Below are 16,404 nucleotides of genomic sequence, written 5' to 3'. Positions count from 1 at the left end.
TCTCAATTCCCCGAATGCGTCGTGCCGGACGGCGTCTGCGGCTCGCGCTCGTCGTCGCGCACTCTGAACGATGTGGCGTACAAGGCCGGCAGATAGAACAGCGTGAGAATGGTCGCGCTCGTAATGCCGCCCATCAGCGCAGTGGCCATCGGGCCGAAGAAGTTCGAGCGCAGCAGCGGAATCAGCGCGAGCACGGCGGCTGCCGCGGTGAGCGTGATCGGCCGAAAGCGCCGCACCGTCGCGCCGACGATCGCGTCGAAGCGCTTATGCCCCGCAGCAATGTCCTGCTCGATCTGATCGACCAGAATCACCGAGTTGCGCATGATGATGCCGAACATGGCGATCACCCCGAGCATCGCAACGAAGCCGAATGGCTGGCCGAACAGCAGCAGCGTGATAACCACGCCGATCAGGCCGAGCGGCGCGGTCATCACCACCATCAGCACGCGCGCGAAACTTTGCAACTGAACCATCAGGAGCACCAGCACGGCGATGATCATGATCGGCATCTGTGCGTTGATCGACGTCTGCCCCTTGCCGCTTTCCTCGACCGACCCGCCGATTTCGATCCGGTAGCCGACCGGCAGCGTGCTGCGAATCTGGCTGAGGGCCTTGTCGACGGCATGCGTGACATCGATCCCTTGCGCGCCGGGGGCGACGTCGGACTGCACCGTGATGGTGGGTTGCCGGTCGCGTTCCCAGATCACACCGTATTCGAGGTCGTTGCGCAGGTGACCGAGCGTGCCGAGCGGCACCGGGCCGTTCGGCGTCGGCATCGCCAGCGTGACGAGTTTCGCGGGGTCGACGCGTTCCGCTTTGGGCGCGCGCAGATCGACGCTAATCAGCTTGTCGCGCTCGCGATACTGCGTGACGGTGTAGCCGGAGAGCGTCATCGCGAGGAAGCTCGAAATGTCTTCGGAGCTCACGCCGAGTTCGCGTGCCTTCTTCTGATCGACTTCGAAGCGCACCGAGCGCTCGGCGGGCTCGTCCCAGTCGAACTGGACGTTGCTGGTGCCGCGGTCGGCGCGCATGGTCGCGGCGACGCGCTCGGCGATCGAGCGTACGGTGGCGATATCGTCGCCGCTCACGCGGAACTGCACGGGATAGCCGACCGGCGGCCCATTCTCGAGGCGCGACAGGCGTGTGCGGATCGCCGGAAAGTTGTTGCGCAATTCCGGTTCGAGCCACTGTGCGAGTTTCTCGCGATCTTTCACGGATTTCGCCGTGATCACGAACTGCGCGAAATTGGGCTGCGGCAATTGCTGGTCGAGCGGCAGATAGAAACGCGGCGCACCGGTACCGACGAAGTTCACCGCATGATCGATTTCCGGACGGCCGACCAGCGCTTTTTCCAACCGCTCGGCTTGTCGCAACGTCGCTTCGAACGACGCACCTTCGGGCAAGCGCACATCTACCAGCAACTCGGGACGGTCCGAGCTCGGGAAGAATTGCTGCGGCACCAGCGTGAAGCCTGCCATGGCCAGAATGAACAACACGACGGTGATCGCCAGCACGACGAAACGCCGCTCGATGCACCAACCGATCCAGCCACGCAGCCGCTTATAGAAACGGGTGTCGTAGATGTCGTGTTCGTGATCTTCCGCTTCGTGTTCCTGACGTTTGCGCTCCGGCAGCATGTGATAGCCGAGCAGCGGAATCAGCACCACGGCCGCGAGCCATGACGCGATCAGCGCGATCGCCGACACCTCGAAGATCGAGCGCGTGTATTCGCCTGTGCTCGACTTCGCCAAAGCAATCGGCAGGAAGCCGGAGACGGTCACGAGCGTCCCGGTCAGCATCGGAAAGGCCGTACTGGTGTACGCATAGGCTGCGGCGCGTGTGCGGCTCCAGCCTTGCTCGAGCTTCACCGACATCATTTCGACCGCGATGATGGCGTCGTCCACCAGGAGCCCCAAAGCGAGCACCAGCGTGCCCAACGACACTTTGTGCAGCCCGATGTCGAATAGATACATGCACAGCGCCGTGACGGCGAGCACGACAGGTATCGAGATCACGACCACCATGCCGGTGCGCACGCCGAGAGACAGAAGGCTGACCACCAGTACGATTGCAATCGCTTCGGCGACGGCTTCGAGAAAATCGTCGACAGAACGCGCGACCGCGTTCGGCATGCTCGACACTTCGACCAGGTGTAAACCGGCGGGCAGGTAAGTCTGCAGCTTGACCATCTCCTGATCGAGCGCTTTGCCCAGACGAATCACGTCGCCGCCCGGCTGCATCGTTACGCCGATGCCGAGCACCGCCTTGCCGCCGGCGCGCATTTGCGTGGCGACTGGATCGTCGTAGCCACGCTTGATGGTCGCGATGTCGCCGAGACGGAACGAGCGGTTGTTGATGCGAATCAGCGTGTCGGCGAGTGCGTTGACGTCCTTGAACTGACCGGTGGGGCGCACGAACACTCGGTCGTCGGTGGTGGTCAGCGTGCCCGCCGGCGAGACGCTGTTCTGCGAATTGATGGCCTGGCCCAGTTGCTGCGGCGAGATGCCGAGACGTGTGAGTTGCGTGTTGGCAATCTCGATGTAGATGTGCTGATCCGGATCGCCGAAATAATCGACCTTGCCGACGCCCGGCACACGCAGCAGCACCGTGCGCAACTGGTCCGCGTAGTCGTGCAGTTGCGCGGCGGAAAAGCCGTCGCCTTCGAGCGTGTAGATGTTGGTGTAGACGTCGCCGAATTCGTCGTTGAAGAACGGGCCTTGAATGCCTGGCGGCAAGCTTGTCGCGATATCGCCGACTTTCTTGCGCACCTGGTACCAGGTTTCGGGCACGTCCTTGACCGGCGCCGAGTCTTTCATGGAGAAGAACATCAGCGATTCGCCGGGGCGTGAGTAACTGCGCACGAAGTCGATCGCGGGCGTTTCCTGCAATTTCCGACCGATGCGGTCGGTGACCTGTTCCTGCACCTGGCGCGCGGTCGCGCCGGGCCAGAAGGTGCGAATCACCATCACGCGGAACGTGAAGGGCGGGTCTTCGGACTGCGCGAGGCGGGTATAGGCGAGAATGCCGAACGCGGTAGCGAGCGCGATCAGGAAAACGACCAGCGCCTGATGGCGCAGCGCCCAAGCGGACAGGTTGAAGCGTCCTTCTTCATGCGTGGTGCTCATGAAGCGAAGTCCTCGGGATGCAGCGGCGGGATCACGTGGACTTTTTCGCCGGCGGTCACGGTGTGTACGCCTTGCAGTACGACGCGCTCACCGTCCTTGAGCCCCTGGCCGATCACGATCGTGCGCTCGTTATAGCGCGTGACTGTCACGCGGCGCAGTTCCAACGCGTTATCCGCGGCACGCACGACCCACACGGCCGGCTGCGTGCCGTCGTGGAACAACGCGGTGGCGGGCACGGTGAAGGAACCGCTCTGATCCGCAGATGAGTTGGCCGATGAGTCCGAGGGCGAGGGGGCTGAGAGCGCGATGTCGGCGGTCATGCCGAGGCGCACATCCGGGCCGGGATTGTCGAGCGTCAGCTTGGCGCGGTAAGTGCGGCTTTGCGGATCGGCGGCGGGCGACAGTTCGCGCACGCGCGCATTGAAGCTGCGGCCCGGCAGCGCGGCCAGCGTGACCTTCGCGGTTTGCCCGACCGAGAGCGCGGCTAACGCGCTTTCCGGCACGTCGCAGACCACGTCGATGTCGCCGCTCCATGCGAGGTTGTAGACGGCTTGACCCGCGGACACATTCTGGCCGGTGTCGGCCTGTTCGGCGGTGATCACGCCGGCGTGATCCGCAACGAGCGTGGTGTACTGCAACTGGTCTTTCGACAGCGCCGCCTGCTGCGCGGCCTGGTCGCGCTGCGCGGCGGCCGAAGCGTAGGCATTGGTGGTCTGTTCGAGTTGCGCAGGCGCGATCAGGTTTTCTTTCGCCTGTGCCTGGTCGCGATCGAGTTGCTGCTTCGCATACACGAGACTGTGTTGCGCGGCGTCGAGTTGAGCCTGCGCGCTGGCGGCATTCTTCTGTGCATCCGCCGGATCGAGCCGGGCGACGATCTGCCCGTTCTTCACGACGTCCCCCAGGCGTACGCGCCGTTCGATGATCTTGCCGCCGACGCGAAACGATAGCGGTGTGGAATAGCGCGCCTGCACTTCGCCGGGCAACGATGCCGCAGCCGTCGCGCTGCCGTCCGCATGCACGGCGACGGCGACCACCGGACGCGGCGCGGGCGCAGCTGCTTCTTTCTTCGAGCACGCGGCTAGCGTGACGATACCGGCGAGGGCGAGGGCGAATGCTGCGCGGCGCAGGCGCGCGGGACGGGCATACCGATGGGACTGCTGGCGCATCGCAGGCGATGCGGGAGAACCGGGACGCTTCACAATTACCCCAACTGGAGACAGCGAACGAACACGGCAAGCCGCAGCGGCCCGCCAGCGAAGACGCGGGGCCGAATCATGCAATTGGCATACGCATCTGACTTAGAATGATTGAATGCATTCTAATACACAGGTGTATTTGAATGTTGGTGTGAATTGGAATTCTTTTCAGTGCTAGACTTGCGCCCATGAAACGGCAACGACTTACACGCGAGCAGAGCAAAGACCAGACGCGTCAGCGTCTGCTTGACGCTGGGCAGGCGATTTTTATGAAGAAAGGCTTTGTCGCGGCGAGTGTCGAAGACATCGCCGGGGCGGCGGGGTATACACGCGGCGCGTTCTATTCGAACTTCCGCAGCAAGAACGAGTTGTTCCTCGAACTACTGCGGCGCGACCACGAGACCATGCAGGCTGGGCTGCACGCTATCTTCGAGACCGCGGCGTCGCGCGAGGAGATGGAAGAGCGCGTGCTGCGCTACTACAGCAGCTTGCATCGCGAGAACAAGTGTTTCCTGCTGTGGGTCGAGGCGAAGCTGCTGGCCGTGCGCGACGGCCGCTTCCGGATACGCTTTAACGCGTTCATGCACGAGAAACTCGAACAGTTGAGCGCGTACATTCGCGAATTTTCGACGCGGGTCGGCACGCCGCTGCTATTGCCGGCGGAGACGCTGGCGATGGGCTTGATGGGGTTGTGCGACGGCGTGCAGTTCTTCTACACGGTCGACCCGCAGAACGTGCCGGCGGAAATGGCCGAAACGGTACTGGCGGGGTTTTTCGCGCGCGTGGTGTTCGGACGCGACGCGTAATACGAATGCCGGCGGATCAGTTCGCCGGCAACTGCGCGCAGGCGTCCGCAACCGGCGTGGCGCAGGCGAACGAATACTGCCCGCTGTAGCGCAGCGCTTCTTCACCGACGTGCAGGACGACCTTGATCTCCGGACACCTTTCGTAAGCGATGAAGGCCGAACAGGCTGCGGCGGACCAGCAAACCAGTGAAAACGCGATTTTTTCGAAAAGCTGAAAACGATGTGGCATAGCGATTAATTTCCTTTCGGGCGCTATGTTACCAGCATCTAAGGGTTTATACCTACCAAATATCCGCAATAAGCCTCGCAATAGTGTCGCGAGCGCCTCAGAAACCTGACCGGATTGTCATGTTCGGGTCAGGGTTGGGACATGATCGGGTCGATACAATCGAATCGTTGGGCAAATCCGCGCGCGCCTTGTCGCGCGGGTCGACACAGGCGGCAGCGTTGCGCCGGCCCGGCGTTACCGAGGCAGGAGTCGTCCCATGAATCAATTGCAGTCGATGCGCGTATTCGTCAAGGTGGCCGACCTTGGTAGTTTCGTTCGCGCGGCTGGCGCGCTGGATCTTTCCACTGCCGTCGTCACGCGTCACGTCGCGGATCTGGAAGCGCGCCTCGGCACGCGGCTGCTCAATCGCACGACGCGCCGTCTTTCTCTGACCGAATCCGGCACGACCTATCTGGAACGTGTGCGCCACATTCTCGATGACCTGGAAGGCGTCGAGCAGATGGTGGTGGCGCGCAATCACGAGCCGGTCGGGACCTTGCGCATCGTCGCGCCGGTGGTGTTCGGGCTGCATAGCCTGGCGCCGGTGGTGCAGACGTACGCCGCGCGCTATCCGGATGTGAAGCCTGACGTCACGCTGGCGGATCGTCACGTCGATCTGGTGGAAGAGGGTTTTGACGTCGGCATCATGGTCGCGCGGCCGATGCGCAGCGCGAGCATCGTCACGCGGCGTCTGACCACGGGCTATATGACGGTCTGCGCGACGCCCGCCTATCTGGAGCAGCACGGTACGCCGACCCGCCCGGAGGATCTGCTGACGCATCCGTGCCTGAGCCGGCCAGCCGAGCAGGGCGGCGACGAAAAGGTGTTCTCCGGACCGCAGGGTGAAGTCCGTGTAAGGCCCACCAACGCGATTGCGGCGAACAACACGGAGATGCTGCGGCAGTTCGCCTTGCTCGGCATGGGTGTGGCGATTTTGCCGAGCTATCTGATCGGCCGCGATCTGGCGTCCGGGCGCCTTGTGCCGTTGCTCGGCGATTATCACCTGCCGCAAGTCGAAATTACGATTGCGTATCCAAGCCGCCTTCATTTGCCGGCGAAAGTGCGTACCTTTATCGACCACCTCGTCGCGCATTTCCAGCGAGCCGACGAGCACGCGAGCGATCCACGCGCCAGGATGCTGCGGCGTGCCGTTGCTGGTTCGCCGGCTTACGCCGACGACCTGCCGGTCTCTGCCTTGCCGGGCGACGCGGCGCGGCCGAAGCACCAGGCTTCGCGCGCGCGAATCGTGGCGTCGTCACCGATTTGACGGACGCATTGCGTGGCGGCGATTCGAATCGCTTTTACGTACGCCATGGCTTCGTTAAAACCGCCGAAAGCGAATGAGATATTTATTACGTGCGGCAAGCACGTGATTCAAGCTAGATCCACACGTCGTTTGCCGCGGTGCGTTCGTTGCTTTCTTCGCCGGTGTTCTTCACGCCGCGCGGCTCGATCAGCAGCAGCTTGACCTCGCGTTCGGCATACGGTTTGTGCTCCGTGCCTTTGGGCACCACGAACATTTCTCCTGCCGAGAGCAGTACGGATCCATCGCGCATGTCGATGCGCAACTGCCCGTCGAGCACGATGAACGTTTCGTCCGTGTCGGCGTGTTCGTGCCAGACAAAGTCGCCTTCAATGCGCACCAGCTTGAACTGGTAGTCGTTCATTTCCGCGACGACGCGCGGTTGCCATTGGTCGCCGATGAGCTGCAGTTTTTCAGCGAAGTTGATCGCACGGTGCGGCCGTTGAATCGTTTGATGATCGGACATTGGGGTACTCCTCCTGAGTGGTAGGTGTCAGGCACGAGCGTAGGGCGCAAGGCGCTATTGGGTCTTGTACGTTTGTGCGCGCGGCTGCCAGGGCGCGGGATATCCGGTGAGTCGCCGCTTAACGCGTGCCGCGCGCCGAAGGCCCTAGCATCTTGAGCCAATGTGCTGGCGCCACGCCCCACACGCGCTTGAAGTGCCGTGTCATATGGCTCTGGTCGGTGAAGCCGGCCGCTGCCGACGCGTCGGCGAGCGACACGCCCTGAACCGCGAGGCGGCGCATGAGATCGAGGCGGCGCATGGTCAGATAACGGTGTGGACTCGTGCCGAACAGCGCACGAAAATCCCGCGACAGACTCCAGCGGTCCCGGCCAGCGGCTGCCGCCAGTTCGTCGAGCGTGACTGCGCTATCGAGCGAGCCAAGCATATACTCGCGGGCCCGCTCCGCCGCGAGGTAGTCCACCGGACGGCGCGTTGCCGCCGCACCTGCCACGGCATCGAGCGCAATAGCCAGATCGTAGAGCGCGTCGTCCTGTTCGAGCGAATCGATTGCGCAGTCCATTGCGCGCAAGAGGCTTTCGGTGGCCGCAAAGAGACGCGGATCGTTCGACAGGCCGCCTTCGAGGAATGGCAGCGGCTTGCCGCCGAGCGCCTGCTGGAACAGCGCCGGGTCGACGTAGATCATCCGGTAGTGAAAGCCGTCGTGGGTGCCGGCCTGGCCGTCATGCGGTTCATCGGGATGCAGCACCATCGTGCCGCCCGGCAAGCTGTTACGCATGCTGCCGCGATAGCGGAAGCTCTGCACGCCTGCCAGCGTGCGGCCGATCGCATAGGTGTCGTGCCGGTGCATGGCATAGCCGGCATGATGAAAGAAGGCTTCGATTCGCTCGATGCCGCTCGCGCCGCCCGATTGGGGCGAGCGATGGATCCAGTCGGCAGCGGGCTTCGGATCGGATGAAAGCGAACCCGGCACCAACACCGGCTTTCCGCTCATGCCCCCAGACCCGGCCCGTAATTGCCGCCGATCAGGCGCGTGACCGACGTCACGTCGGCGTAATCCTGCTCCGGCAAACCGTCGAGCATCGACAACACTTCGTTGCTCGCGCCGGCTTCGCGCGCGGCGTCGACTAGTGCGTCCTTGTAGGTCGGGAAACGGACTTCTTGCAGAACGTCGGCGATCTGCAGATCGATCGATTCGCCGGGAATTGCCGATGCGGTCATGCAAGCGCTCCTATTGGGCTGTTTTCAGGTTTGCAAGTGCTCGTTCTGGCCCGTGAAGCTTCGCTCCAGATGCCGCGACTTGGGCAGCGCGATGTGTTGCCATTGTTGCGGACGATTGTCATCCGTGACAGCGACATCCGGCGCCGCGGGGGCGACGGGTGCGGCGTTGGCGCGTTCGGCAAGGCTATTGGCGGCAATGTTCTCCGTCGCGGTATGAACTGGCGCGGCAAAACACGAGGCTGACAGCGTCACCATGGTCAACAGTGTCGAGGTTTTCATCGCCCGACCTCCTAAGCTCATGCGGCGCTAACAGTTGAGCGAGCGCTGCGCCGTCCCCGCGTCGAAAGGAGGGCGCAACCTACACGCGGCGTTGCCCAATGCGGGCGGCGTGCATCTACCATCTTAGATGGCAAACCGCTGCGGCGCGCGCGCAAAAGAGACAAAACCTCATTGTAGGTTTCACATGATGGCAGGAAAAAGGCAGAGCAGTCGCGAACGGTCGTACAGCATTTATGTTGCGACGCAATAAACGCTTCGGCTAGCGCAGCACGTCGAACCGCGTCCAGGGCCACGATGGCCGGTCGCGCATATAGCCGTTGAGCCAGTTCCATTGCGGATGGCGCTTCATGAACGCCTGGGCGTCGAATGGGCGCCCGCACGGATGTCCCCAGCGGGCGGTGAACGCCATATTGCGGGCCATTTCACTGTCGACCACTTTGCCGTCGTTGGCGCCCCATGGATTGAAGGGTCCTTGATCGGAACCGCCGAAGCGGGCGTCGTCCAGTTCCAGGTGCCCGCAGATGGTGCGTGAGCACGGGTTGTCGTTGCGGTCGAGATAAACGTCGTGGTGATCGGCGATCATCTCTTTCGCGAGTTCGATGTCGATCTTGCCGTGATGCGTTTCTTCGAGCTGCATGAAGCGCAACCGGCGCGCGCCGTTCTTGCGCACGTCCGTATAGTCTTCGCCTTCGCCGATGCATTCCTGGTTGCGGATCTTCAGATCGGTCGCGGTGTTGTAACCGCTATAGAAACCGTCTTTCGTACTCTCGAAACCGGAATAGTGCAGCCCCAGTTCGTAGCGCGCGATCTCGCCGGTCTTGGTGTCCCCGAGCAGCCAGCTATTCGCATAGCCGCCGTTATTGGCGACCGCGAACATCTCGCACCATTCGCCGATGTTGTTGGCGTATTGCGACGCGCGCCGCGAGCGATAGAACTCCGGTGCACCGGCCGCGTTGTAGCCGACAAAGTTGGAGATGGTGGTTTCGGTGACCATCAGGCCGGCCTCGGTGACCCAGAAATCGGTCAGGCTGGAGATGCAGCCCGGCAGGCCCTGCATCAGGATGCGGTTGCCGCGATCCGGCACGATGTCGAACACGACGTTGAACGCGTCGCCCGCGGCGTAGCGGTCCCACGAGTTGTGCGCCATGACGATGCGGCCGTCCCGTGTGGCATTGCCGGTGGCGATGAACGCGCTGCAGTGATGGCCGCGGCGTCCGCGCCACGGTTTCAGGCCGAGTTGCGGTTTCTGGGCCGCCGCGTGGCTTGGCCACCAGCTTTGCAGCAGATCCATGTAGCCGTTCCAGGCCAGCACTTCGGCGAACGGCAGCTTCGCGCCGTCGGCGATGCCCTGGATTTCGTCGGCGAATTCAGTATCGAGTTTGTTGGCGAACTGGGACACGGCGGCGTCGACGAAGGTATCGAAGTCTTCGCCGGTATCCCATTTCGCCAGGTAGCGGGCGGTACGGATCGCATTCTGGATTTCAGTGGCGAGCAACTGGCCGTGCTGCTCACCGCGATCGTACGGCTCGCCTTCGATATGCAGAAAAATCCAGCCCGCCTGATCACGGCGTACGGCATCGAGGGACGGTTCGCTCATCTTCGCTCCGATCGAAGGGCGGGCGTCTCGGTGCGCCCGTCTTGGCGTAACGCACGCTGCTCGCAATCGCTGCAGCGGTTTCCCCATTGTAGATAATCCTCTGCGCTTTGCACGGGCCGGGAAGGCGGTGTTGGTGAGGCGCCGCGCAATGCCGCGCGGGCCCGGCCAATGACTCAGCGATTGAGCGTCCGGTGCCCCAATGCGTGAACCCCGGTCTAGCGCGTCGGATTCATGCGGAAGTAGGCATCGAGCAGCGAGGTCTTGTACACCACCCCGGCCAGCTTCGGATCCGCTGCGCTTTCGACTACCGGCAGCCGCTCGCCCTGAAATGCCATGAAGTGCTGCAACGCAACGCCGAGCGGCATATCCGGGGTGAGTACATCGAAATGCGGCTGCAGATAATCCGCGGCGGTTTTCGCGGCGGTGTCGCGCTTGTCGAGCAGATCGGAGGTGATGTCCTTGAGCGCGACCACGCCGAGAAACGCGCCGGACTCGTTGGCCACGTAAAGATACTTCACCGGGTATTCGAGGAACACGCGTGTCATGTCATGCACGGTCGCGTTCGGCGGCACGACGGTTTCAGCGGGACGGATCAGCTCGCGCATCTGTGTCGCGCGCAGGCGGGTGCGCTCCTGCTCCTCCTGGTTGCGGTGCAGCGTGATGTCGTACATCGGCTTCTTGCCGATTGCGCGCGACACGAAATACGCGACCACGCACGACAGCATCAGCGGCAGCACCACCTGATAGCTGAGCGTCATTTCGAAGATCATCAGGATCGCCATCAGCGGCGCCTGCGTGGCGCCGGCGAGAAACGCGCCCATGCCGACCATCGCGTAGGCGAACGGCGCCGAGGTGCCGTGCGGCCATAACGCGTGCATGCCTTGGCCGAACACGCAACCGACCACCGCGCCGACGAAGAGCGTCGGCGTGAACACCCCGCCGATTGCGCCTGAACCTACGGTCGCCGACGTCGCGACGATCTTGAACACCAGCACGAGGACGAGCGCGCTCCACGTCCACGGCGAATGCAAAATGGAATTGACCACGCTGTAGCCGTTGCCCCACACCTCGGGCGTCCAGACCGACAGAATGCCGACTACCAGACCGCCCAACGCCAGCCGGATGGGCAGCGGCACGGGCAGCTTGCGAAAGTTTGCTTTCGAGAAGTCCATCAGCCGAAGAAATTGCGGCGCGGCCGCACCGCATAGCAGCCCAAGCGCGACGAACAAAAGGACTTCGGCACCCGCCACCGGCGGAAACACCGGCATTTCGTATGGAGGCTTGTAGCTGGTGAACTCGCGCATCGTGATGTTGGCGACCACCGCCGAAACCACCACAGGACCGAAACTTTCCATCACGATCGAGCCGAGCACGATCTCAGTGACGAAAAACGCGCCGGCAATCGGCGCACTGTACGCGGAGGTAATCCCTGCCGCCGCACCGCAGGCTACGAGCAGGCGCAGACGCGGCGGATCGAAATGGACCCAGCGGCCGATCAGCGACGCAGCCAGCGCCGCCAGTTGCACCATCGGACCTTCGCGGCCGATCGAGCCGCCGCTCGAAATCGTGAACAGCGACGACACGCTGCGCCAGAAGCTCAGCTTGACCGGCACCACGCCGTCGCCGATGGCGACGGCTTCCATGTAGTCGACATGATTGGACTTGTCGACGTGACGCTGCGCGATCAGCAGAAAGAAGCCGGCGATCAGGCCGCCCGCGGCGGGCAGCCACACGCGTACCGTCCACGGCAGGCCGCGCGCCATTTCGACGAAACTGCCGGACTTGCCGACCACCGCCAGTTGCAGTAACGCGATGCCTTCGCGAAAGGCAATCGTCGCGAACGCGCCCGCGACGCCGACCACCACCGACCAGACCAGCATCGTATGGGCGTCGGAAAGACGGAACAGGGTTTGGGCGCGGGTGCGCAGCTTCAGCAGGAATGAAAGCACGTCGGCAGGAGAGGGCGTGATGGGTGGATGGAATGCGCGTACGGTAACAGCATCGCGCCCGCTGATGGAAGCGGGCGCGATGAGGAAGGGTCGCGAAGTAGGGCGGCGCAGATCAAGTCGCGGCCTTGTCGAGTTCCGGATAGTGCCGGAAGATGCAGGCTTCGTTATGCTCGATGCGCCGGTCGGACTGGAGATAAGCGGCGATGTTCGGCCGCTCGATCACCGCATCGTGCAACGCCGCGAGGCGCGGATAGTGTTCGCCGAAACGCTTGAGCGCGCGCGGAAACGCATACAGCAGACCGTCGATCAGCTGGAACATCGACAAGTCGACGTAAGTGAGCGCGTCGCCCACCATGAACGTATCGCCGGCCGGGTTCTGTTTCAGCACGCGCTCGAAGTACGTCATGAACTTCGGAATCCGGTTGTCGATGAAGTCGTGCGCGCGCACTTTGGCGGCATCTTTCTGGTCTTCGTAATACAGCGCACTGGCGAGCGGATGATGCGTGTCGTGCGCTTCGGTCACCATATCGGCGATCGTCAGTTGCAGCCCGTTGGCGACGTAGCGCAGATTTTCAGCCGATGGCGCGAGCTTGAGCCTCGGGCCGAGGTAGAACAGGATGTTAGCGGTCTGTGCGATCACCAGATCGCCGTCTTTCAGAAACGGCGGCGCGAACGGCGGATAGGGCTCGTCGCGGCTCTTCATTATCGCCATCATCGCGTTCGTGCCCAGGCCATCCGAGGGCTCGCCGCGCGCCACTTCCACATAGTCCGCGCCGGCTTCTTCCAGCGCCAGCCGCACGAATTCGCCGCGGCCTTGCAGGCCGTCCCAATAGTAAAGCTCCAGGCTCATCGATCGGTCCTCATTCCGGTTGCATGACCGGGTTTGCGTGAACGTGTGACGTTAGCAACCAGTATGCCGCGAGAAGCGCGCCGGATGGGTTTCCTGAACGCACAAAACCCCGCGCGCGGCGGGGCTGGTCCTGAAGGCGCGGGCGATTTAGCCGAGCAGGTGCTGGACGGTCCATGTGATACCCAGTCCGCCGGCAATCAACCACACATACAGGATGAAGCCGGTGGTCAATGCGCGAGGTCCGGCCTGACGGATCTGCGAGATGCGGGTTTCGATACCGAGCGCGGTCATGGCCATGGTGAGCGCGAAGGTGTCGAGCATATTCAGCGTGCTGGTCGCGTTTTCGGGCAAGACGTGCAGCGAGTTGATCACGACAAAGGCCAGGAAGCCGAGCGCAAACCAGGGAATGGCCAGCTTGCGCGGTGCGTGTTGCTTGCCGTCTTCGGCCGTTGCGGTAGCGGCCGCGCTGCGCGCCGAGCGGTTCACCCACATGCCGACGACCAGCAGCACCGGCACCAGCAGCATCACGCGGGTCATCTTGACGATGGTTGCGATGTGAGTCGCTTCCGGACTCACGTTGCTCGCCGCGCCGACCACCTGCGCCACTTCATGAATCGTGCCGCCGAAGAACAAGCCTGCGCCAACCGTGTCGAGATGCAACCAGCCCGCCTTGAACAGCACCGGGTAGAGGAACATCGAGAGGGTGCCGAACAGCACCACGCTGCCTACTGCCATGGCGCTCTTGTGCGGCTTCGATTGCAGCGTCGACTCGAATGCGAGCACGGCAGCCGCGCCGCAGATCGCGCTGCCCGCAGCGGTCAGCAGTGCCGTGTCCCGATCGAGCTTCATGATCTTCATACCGGCCCACGTGCCGATCACCAGCGTGCTCACGACGATCAGCACCGATTCGGCGAGACCGGGCAAGCCGACCTGAGCGATTTCCTGCAGGCTCACGCGCAACCCGAAAAACGCCACAGCGATACGCAGGAGCTTGCGCGCCGAGAAGTTGACGCCGGCCGCCCAGCTTTCGGGCATGCCGTCGCGCAGCGCGTTGCCGTAAATGGCGCCCGCCACGATGCCGACGATCAGCGGGCTCAAACCCAGGCCGGCGATGGCCGGGATCGCCGCGATGCGCGTCACCGCAGCGGCAAACAGCGCTACGAACAGAATGCCGTTGAGCTGGCCGCGGGTCGATGATCCCGACGACCCGGCGGAAGTGGCAGAAGCGGTGAGATGAGCGGTGGGCATGGCGTAGCGCCTTCCTATGACTGTTCTGATCCGATAGGGTTAAGCCTAAATTAGATATATCGATATGAAAAATCGTGATTTAGAATGTAAGGTATCAGATTAGCGGATATTTCTAGCGCCATGACCCCGGATCAACTTATAACATTCGCTGCCGTCGCCGAGCATCACAACATCAGCCGGGCGGCAGTGGCGCTGCATTTATCGCAGCCGGCCGTGTCTGGACAATTGCGGCAACTGCAGGACGAATTCGGCGAACCGCTTTACCAGCGCGACGGCCGCGGCATACGCCTGACGCCCGCCGGCGAGCAACTCGCCAGCTATGCCACCCGGCTGCGCGATACGTGGCGGCAGGCGCATGCATACCGCGACGCGTTGCGCGGCCTCGAGCAGGGCACCTTGCGCATCGGCGCAAGCACTACGCCGGCGAGCTATTTGCTGCCGTACCTGATCGCCGACTTTCATCGCCGCTATCCCGACGTGACGCTGCACACCGCCGATGGCAACACCACGGAAATCGTCGGTGCACTGGGCTCGGTGGATATCGCGATGATCGAAGGGCCGGTCGGCGTGGATCTGCCGCCGGACACCGCGGTGCATGCGTGGCGCGAGGATGAGATTGTCGCGATCATGCCGCGCACGCATCCGCTCGCGGCGGCGCTGGCGCTGGCTCAGGCGGGTGGCGGGAGCAGGGCCACCGCGTCAGGCGGGGTGGGCGAACTGGCCGGAGGGGCCGGTGCGGCGAAACCGGGCGAAGTGGGCATCAACGGCGGGCGTGCGGAGTTGGCGGCGTTCGGCCCGCATCCGCTGGTCTTGCGCGAAGCCGGTTCGGGCGTGCGCCAACTTGTCGAGCGGGCCTTTGCGCGGGCGGGCGTGCCGATGCGCGTGGCGTTGGAGATTGCCGGGGTCGAAGGCGTCAAGGAGGCGGTGCGGGCAGGAATGGGCGTCGGGTTCGTCTCGGCGATGTCGATGCGGCACGAGGACGGCGCGCTGTGCCTGTTCTCATTGAGCCCGGAGCCGCTGACGCGGCGGCTGTCGATTCTGGTCCCTCATGCGAGTGCGCCGTCTCGTGTGGTCGAGCAATTTCTCGCGTTATGCCTCGCGGATGGACCCTGATCAGGTTTTCCTGGGGATTTCCACTATGGTGCATGACGGCGCGCCCGGCGCACTATTCGGGCATCGGAAGCGCCTCGGCGCTTTTTTTCGAAACGTGTTTGGAACCGGTTCCAAATGCCGATTATGAGACTGTTTAAGTAAATTCGACATGACTGACGCAGTGGATGTGGTGATCGTCGCAAGCGCATTCGGGATGGACGCGGTGCGCACGCACGGTCATTTGAAGTGGGCCGGCGCGAGCAAGGCAGCCGGCGCCACGGGCTTCGAAGTTCGCCGCGAACTGTTCGCGGACGAAGCCGACGCCGCGCCGCAAGCGTTGCGCGCGCTCGGCGAACAGATTGCGGAACTGGGGCTGTGGTCGGTCTACTCGACGCCCGCGTCGCTCTACACGACGGACGGCAAGCTCGACGCCGACGCACTGCGCGTCTCGATCGAAGAAGCGATTGCGCTGGGCGCGCGTTTCGTGAAGTTGCAACTCGGCGGGTTTGGCTCCGTGGCGAAGGCCGCGGTGATTGCCGATTACCTGCGTTGCGCGGAGGTGCGGCTCGTCGTCGAAAACGGTCAATTGGCGCAAGGCGGCTCGCTCACGCAATTCATCGGCCTGTTCGACGCCTTGAAGCGTGAAGGCCACGCCGACCTGCTCGGCATGACCTTCGACATCGGCAACTGGGCATGGCGCGATGTCGCGCCGCTCGATGCCGCCGGGCCGCTGGCTGCACACGTCGAGTACATCCATTGCAAGACGACGGTGGGCGAGGGCGCACGACGCTTTCCCGCCGCGCCGGCCGCTGACGACGTGCAGTTCGCCGCGGTGCTCGACAAGCTGCCGCGCCACGTGCCGCGCGGCATTGAATTTCCGTTCGACGCGAACCGGATCGATGCGGACGCGGCGCACTACGTCGCGTGGCTGGCCGCCGCGTGAGCGGTGTGTAGAAGGCGGGAGCGCCATAGCCAACAACAAGCAGCAAACAGAACACGCAGGAGCG

The 16,404-nt window shown here is 63.3% G+C and carries 15 protein-coding genes; 4 read left to right on the top strand and 11 right to left on the bottom strand.

Going from position 1 to position 16,404, the window contains the following annotated elements:
- Positions 1–2 precede the first annotated feature (2 nt).
- Positions 3–3,125: an efflux RND transporter permease subunit gene (locus KHO31_RS00295; RefSeq protein ID WP_201081948.1), complete on the bottom strand. Its 3,123-nt coding sequence runs from the start codon at positions 3,123–3,125 to the stop codon at positions 3–5.
- A complete protein-coding gene (locus tag KHO31_RS00290) occupies positions 3,122–4,291 on the bottom strand; it encodes an efflux RND transporter periplasmic adaptor subunit (RefSeq protein WP_201081946.1) in 1,170 nt (389 codons plus the stop codon). The genes KHO31_RS00295 and KHO31_RS00290 overlap by 4 nt, the downstream gene beginning before the upstream one ends.
- Positions 4,292–4,509: 218 nt before the next feature.
- Here KHO31_RS00290 and KHO31_RS00285 point away from each other — a divergent pair, with 218 nt between their 5' ends.
- Complete coding sequence (locus tag KHO31_RS00285; RefSeq protein WP_201081944.1) at positions 4,510–5,127, top strand: TetR/AcrR family transcriptional regulator; 618 nt, start codon at positions 4,510–4,512, stop codon at positions 5,125–5,127.
- A 16-nt stretch (positions 5,128–5,143) separates the two neighbouring features.
- On the opposite strand, the gene KHO31_RS00280 is transcribed toward KHO31_RS00285, so the two are convergent.
- Complete coding sequence (locus KHO31_RS00280) at positions 5,144–5,356, bottom strand: hypothetical protein (protein WP_201081942.1); 213 nt, start codon at positions 5,354–5,356, stop codon at positions 5,144–5,146.
- A 256-nt stretch (positions 5,357–5,612) separates the two neighbouring features.
- Here KHO31_RS00280 and KHO31_RS00275 point away from each other — a divergent pair, with 256 nt between their 5' ends.
- Positions 5,613–6,662 carry a LysR family transcriptional regulator gene (locus tag KHO31_RS00275; protein ID WP_201081940.1) on the top strand — a complete coding sequence of 350 codons (1,050 nt, stop codon included), beginning with the start codon at positions 5,613–5,615 and terminating at the stop codon, positions 6,660–6,662.
- A gap of 112 nt (positions 6,663–6,774) precedes the next feature.
- Here the strand turns inward: KHO31_RS00275 and KHO31_RS00270 are convergent, their stop codons facing one another.
- The 8 genes from KHO31_RS00270 to KHO31_RS00235 all read right to left on the bottom strand — a co-directional run bounded on the left by KHO31_RS00270 (position 6,775) and on the right by KHO31_RS00235 (position 14,305).
- The gene (locus KHO31_RS00270) at positions 6,775–7,164 is read right to left on the bottom strand and encodes a cupin domain-containing protein (RefSeq protein ID WP_201081938.1); all 390 of its coding nucleotides are present in this window, start codon (positions 7,162–7,164) and stop codon (positions 6,775–6,777) included.
- A gap of 118 nt (positions 7,165–7,282) precedes the next feature.
- Positions 7,283–8,155 carry an AraC family transcriptional regulator gene (locus tag KHO31_RS00265; protein WP_211622452.1) on the bottom strand — a complete coding sequence of 291 codons (873 nt, stop codon included), beginning with the start codon at positions 8,153–8,155 and terminating at the stop codon, positions 7,283–7,285.
- The gene (locus tag KHO31_RS00260; RefSeq protein WP_201081933.1) at positions 8,152–8,382 is read right to left on the bottom strand and encodes a DUF2795 domain-containing protein; all 231 of its coding nucleotides are present in this window, start codon (positions 8,380–8,382) and stop codon (positions 8,152–8,154) included. The genes KHO31_RS00265 and KHO31_RS00260 overlap by 4 nt, the downstream gene beginning before the upstream one ends.
- A 24-nt stretch (positions 8,383–8,406) precedes the next feature.
- Entirely contained in the window at positions 8,407–8,661 is a 255-nt protein-coding gene (locus tag KHO31_RS00255; RefSeq protein WP_201081931.1) for a hypothetical protein, read from the bottom strand.
- A gap of 259 nt (positions 8,662–8,920) precedes the next feature.
- Positions 8,921–10,258, bottom strand: coding sequence for a C45 family autoproteolytic acyltransferase/hydolase (locus tag KHO31_RS00250; RefSeq protein ID WP_201081929.1), 1,338 nt, complete (start codon positions 10,256–10,258; stop codon positions 8,921–8,923).
- Positions 10,259–10,473: 215 nt separating this feature from the next.
- A complete protein-coding gene (locus tag KHO31_RS00245) occupies positions 10,474–12,207 on the bottom strand; it encodes a ClcB-like voltage-gated chloride channel protein (protein ID WP_201081927.1) in 1,734 nt (577 codons plus the stop codon).
- Positions 12,208–12,319: 112 nt separating this feature from the next.
- Positions 12,320–13,057, bottom strand: a complete 738-nt coding sequence (locus tag KHO31_RS00240; protein ID WP_211622450.1) for a glutathione S-transferase — start codon at positions 13,055–13,057, stop codon at positions 12,320–12,322.
- 147 nt (positions 13,058–13,204) lie between these two features.
- Positions 13,205–14,305, bottom strand: coding sequence for a YeiH family protein (locus KHO31_RS00235; RefSeq protein WP_201081923.1), 1,101 nt, complete (start codon positions 14,303–14,305; stop codon positions 13,205–13,207).
- Positions 14,306–14,425: 120 nt separating this feature from the next.
- Between KHO31_RS00235 and KHO31_RS00230 the strand changes: the two genes are divergently transcribed.
- Together KHO31_RS00230 and KHO31_RS00225 are read left to right on the top strand one after the other, a co-directional pair.
- Complete coding sequence (locus KHO31_RS00230) at positions 14,426–15,418, top strand: LysR family transcriptional regulator (protein ID WP_201081921.1); 993 nt, start codon at positions 14,426–14,428, stop codon at positions 15,416–15,418.
- Between the two features lie 148 nt (positions 15,419–15,566).
- Positions 15,567–16,340, top strand: coding sequence for a sugar phosphate isomerase/epimerase family protein (locus KHO31_RS00225; RefSeq protein WP_201081919.1), 774 nt, complete (start codon positions 15,567–15,569; stop codon positions 16,338–16,340).
- Positions 16,341–16,404 lie beyond the last annotated feature (64 nt).

Source organism: Paraburkholderia domus (assembly GCF_905220705.1).
Taxonomy (GTDB): domain Bacteria; phylum Pseudomonadota; class Gammaproteobacteria; order Burkholderiales; family Burkholderiaceae; genus Paraburkholderia; species Paraburkholderia domus.
The sequence above is the reverse complement of the archived record's forward strand: the minus strand, read 5'-3'. Positions and strand labels throughout refer to the sequence as shown.

Bases quoted from the DNA above. Each gene is read 5' to 3' on its own strand.
- KHO31_RS00295 (WP_201081948.1), bottom strand. From the start codon at position 3,125: ATGAGCACCACGCATGAAGAAGGACGCTTCAACCTGTCCGCTTGGGCG.
- KHO31_RS00290 (WP_201081946.1), bottom strand. From the start codon at position 4,291: ATGCGCCAGCAGTCCCATCGGTATGCCCGTCCCGCGCGCCTGCGCCGC.
- KHO31_RS00285 (WP_201081944.1), top strand. From the start codon at position 4,510: ATGAAACGGCAACGACTTACACGCGAGCAGAGCAAAGACCAGACGCGT.
- KHO31_RS00280 (WP_201081942.1), bottom strand. From the start codon at position 5,356: ATGCCACATCGTTTTCAGCTTTTCGAAAAAATCGCGTTTTCACTGGTT.
- KHO31_RS00275 (WP_201081940.1), top strand. From the start codon at position 5,613: ATGAATCAATTGCAGTCGATGCGCGTATTCGTCAAGGTGGCCGACCTT.
- KHO31_RS00270 (WP_201081938.1), bottom strand. From the start codon at position 7,164: ATGTCCGATCATCAAACGATTCAACGGCCGCACCGTGCGATCAACTTC.
- KHO31_RS00265 (WP_211622452.1), bottom strand. From the start codon at position 8,155: ATGAGCGGAAAGCCGGTGTTGGTGCCGGGTTCGCTTTCATCCGATCCG.
- KHO31_RS00260 (WP_201081933.1), bottom strand. From the start codon at position 8,382: ATGACCGCATCGGCAATTCCCGGCGAATCGATCGATCTGCAGATCGCC.
- KHO31_RS00255 (WP_201081931.1), bottom strand. From the start codon at position 8,661: ATGAAAACCTCGACACTGTTGACCATGGTGACGCTGTCAGCCTCGTGT.
- KHO31_RS00250 (WP_201081929.1), bottom strand. From the start codon at position 10,258: ATGAGCGAACCGTCCCTCGATGCCGTACGCCGTGATCAGGCGGGCTGG.
- KHO31_RS00240 (WP_211622450.1), bottom strand. From the start codon at position 13,057: ATGAGCCTGGAGCTTTACTATTGGGACGGCCTGCAAGGCCGCGGCGAA.
- KHO31_RS00235 (WP_201081923.1), bottom strand. From the start codon at position 14,305: ATGCCCACCGCTCATCTCACCGCTTCTGCCACTTCCGCCGGGTCGTCG.
- KHO31_RS00230 (WP_201081921.1), top strand. From the start codon at position 14,426: ATGACCCCGGATCAACTTATAACATTCGCTGCCGTCGCCGAGCATCAC.
- KHO31_RS00225 (WP_201081919.1), top strand. From the start codon at position 15,567: ATGACTGACGCAGTGGATGTGGTGATCGTCGCAAGCGCATTCGGGATG.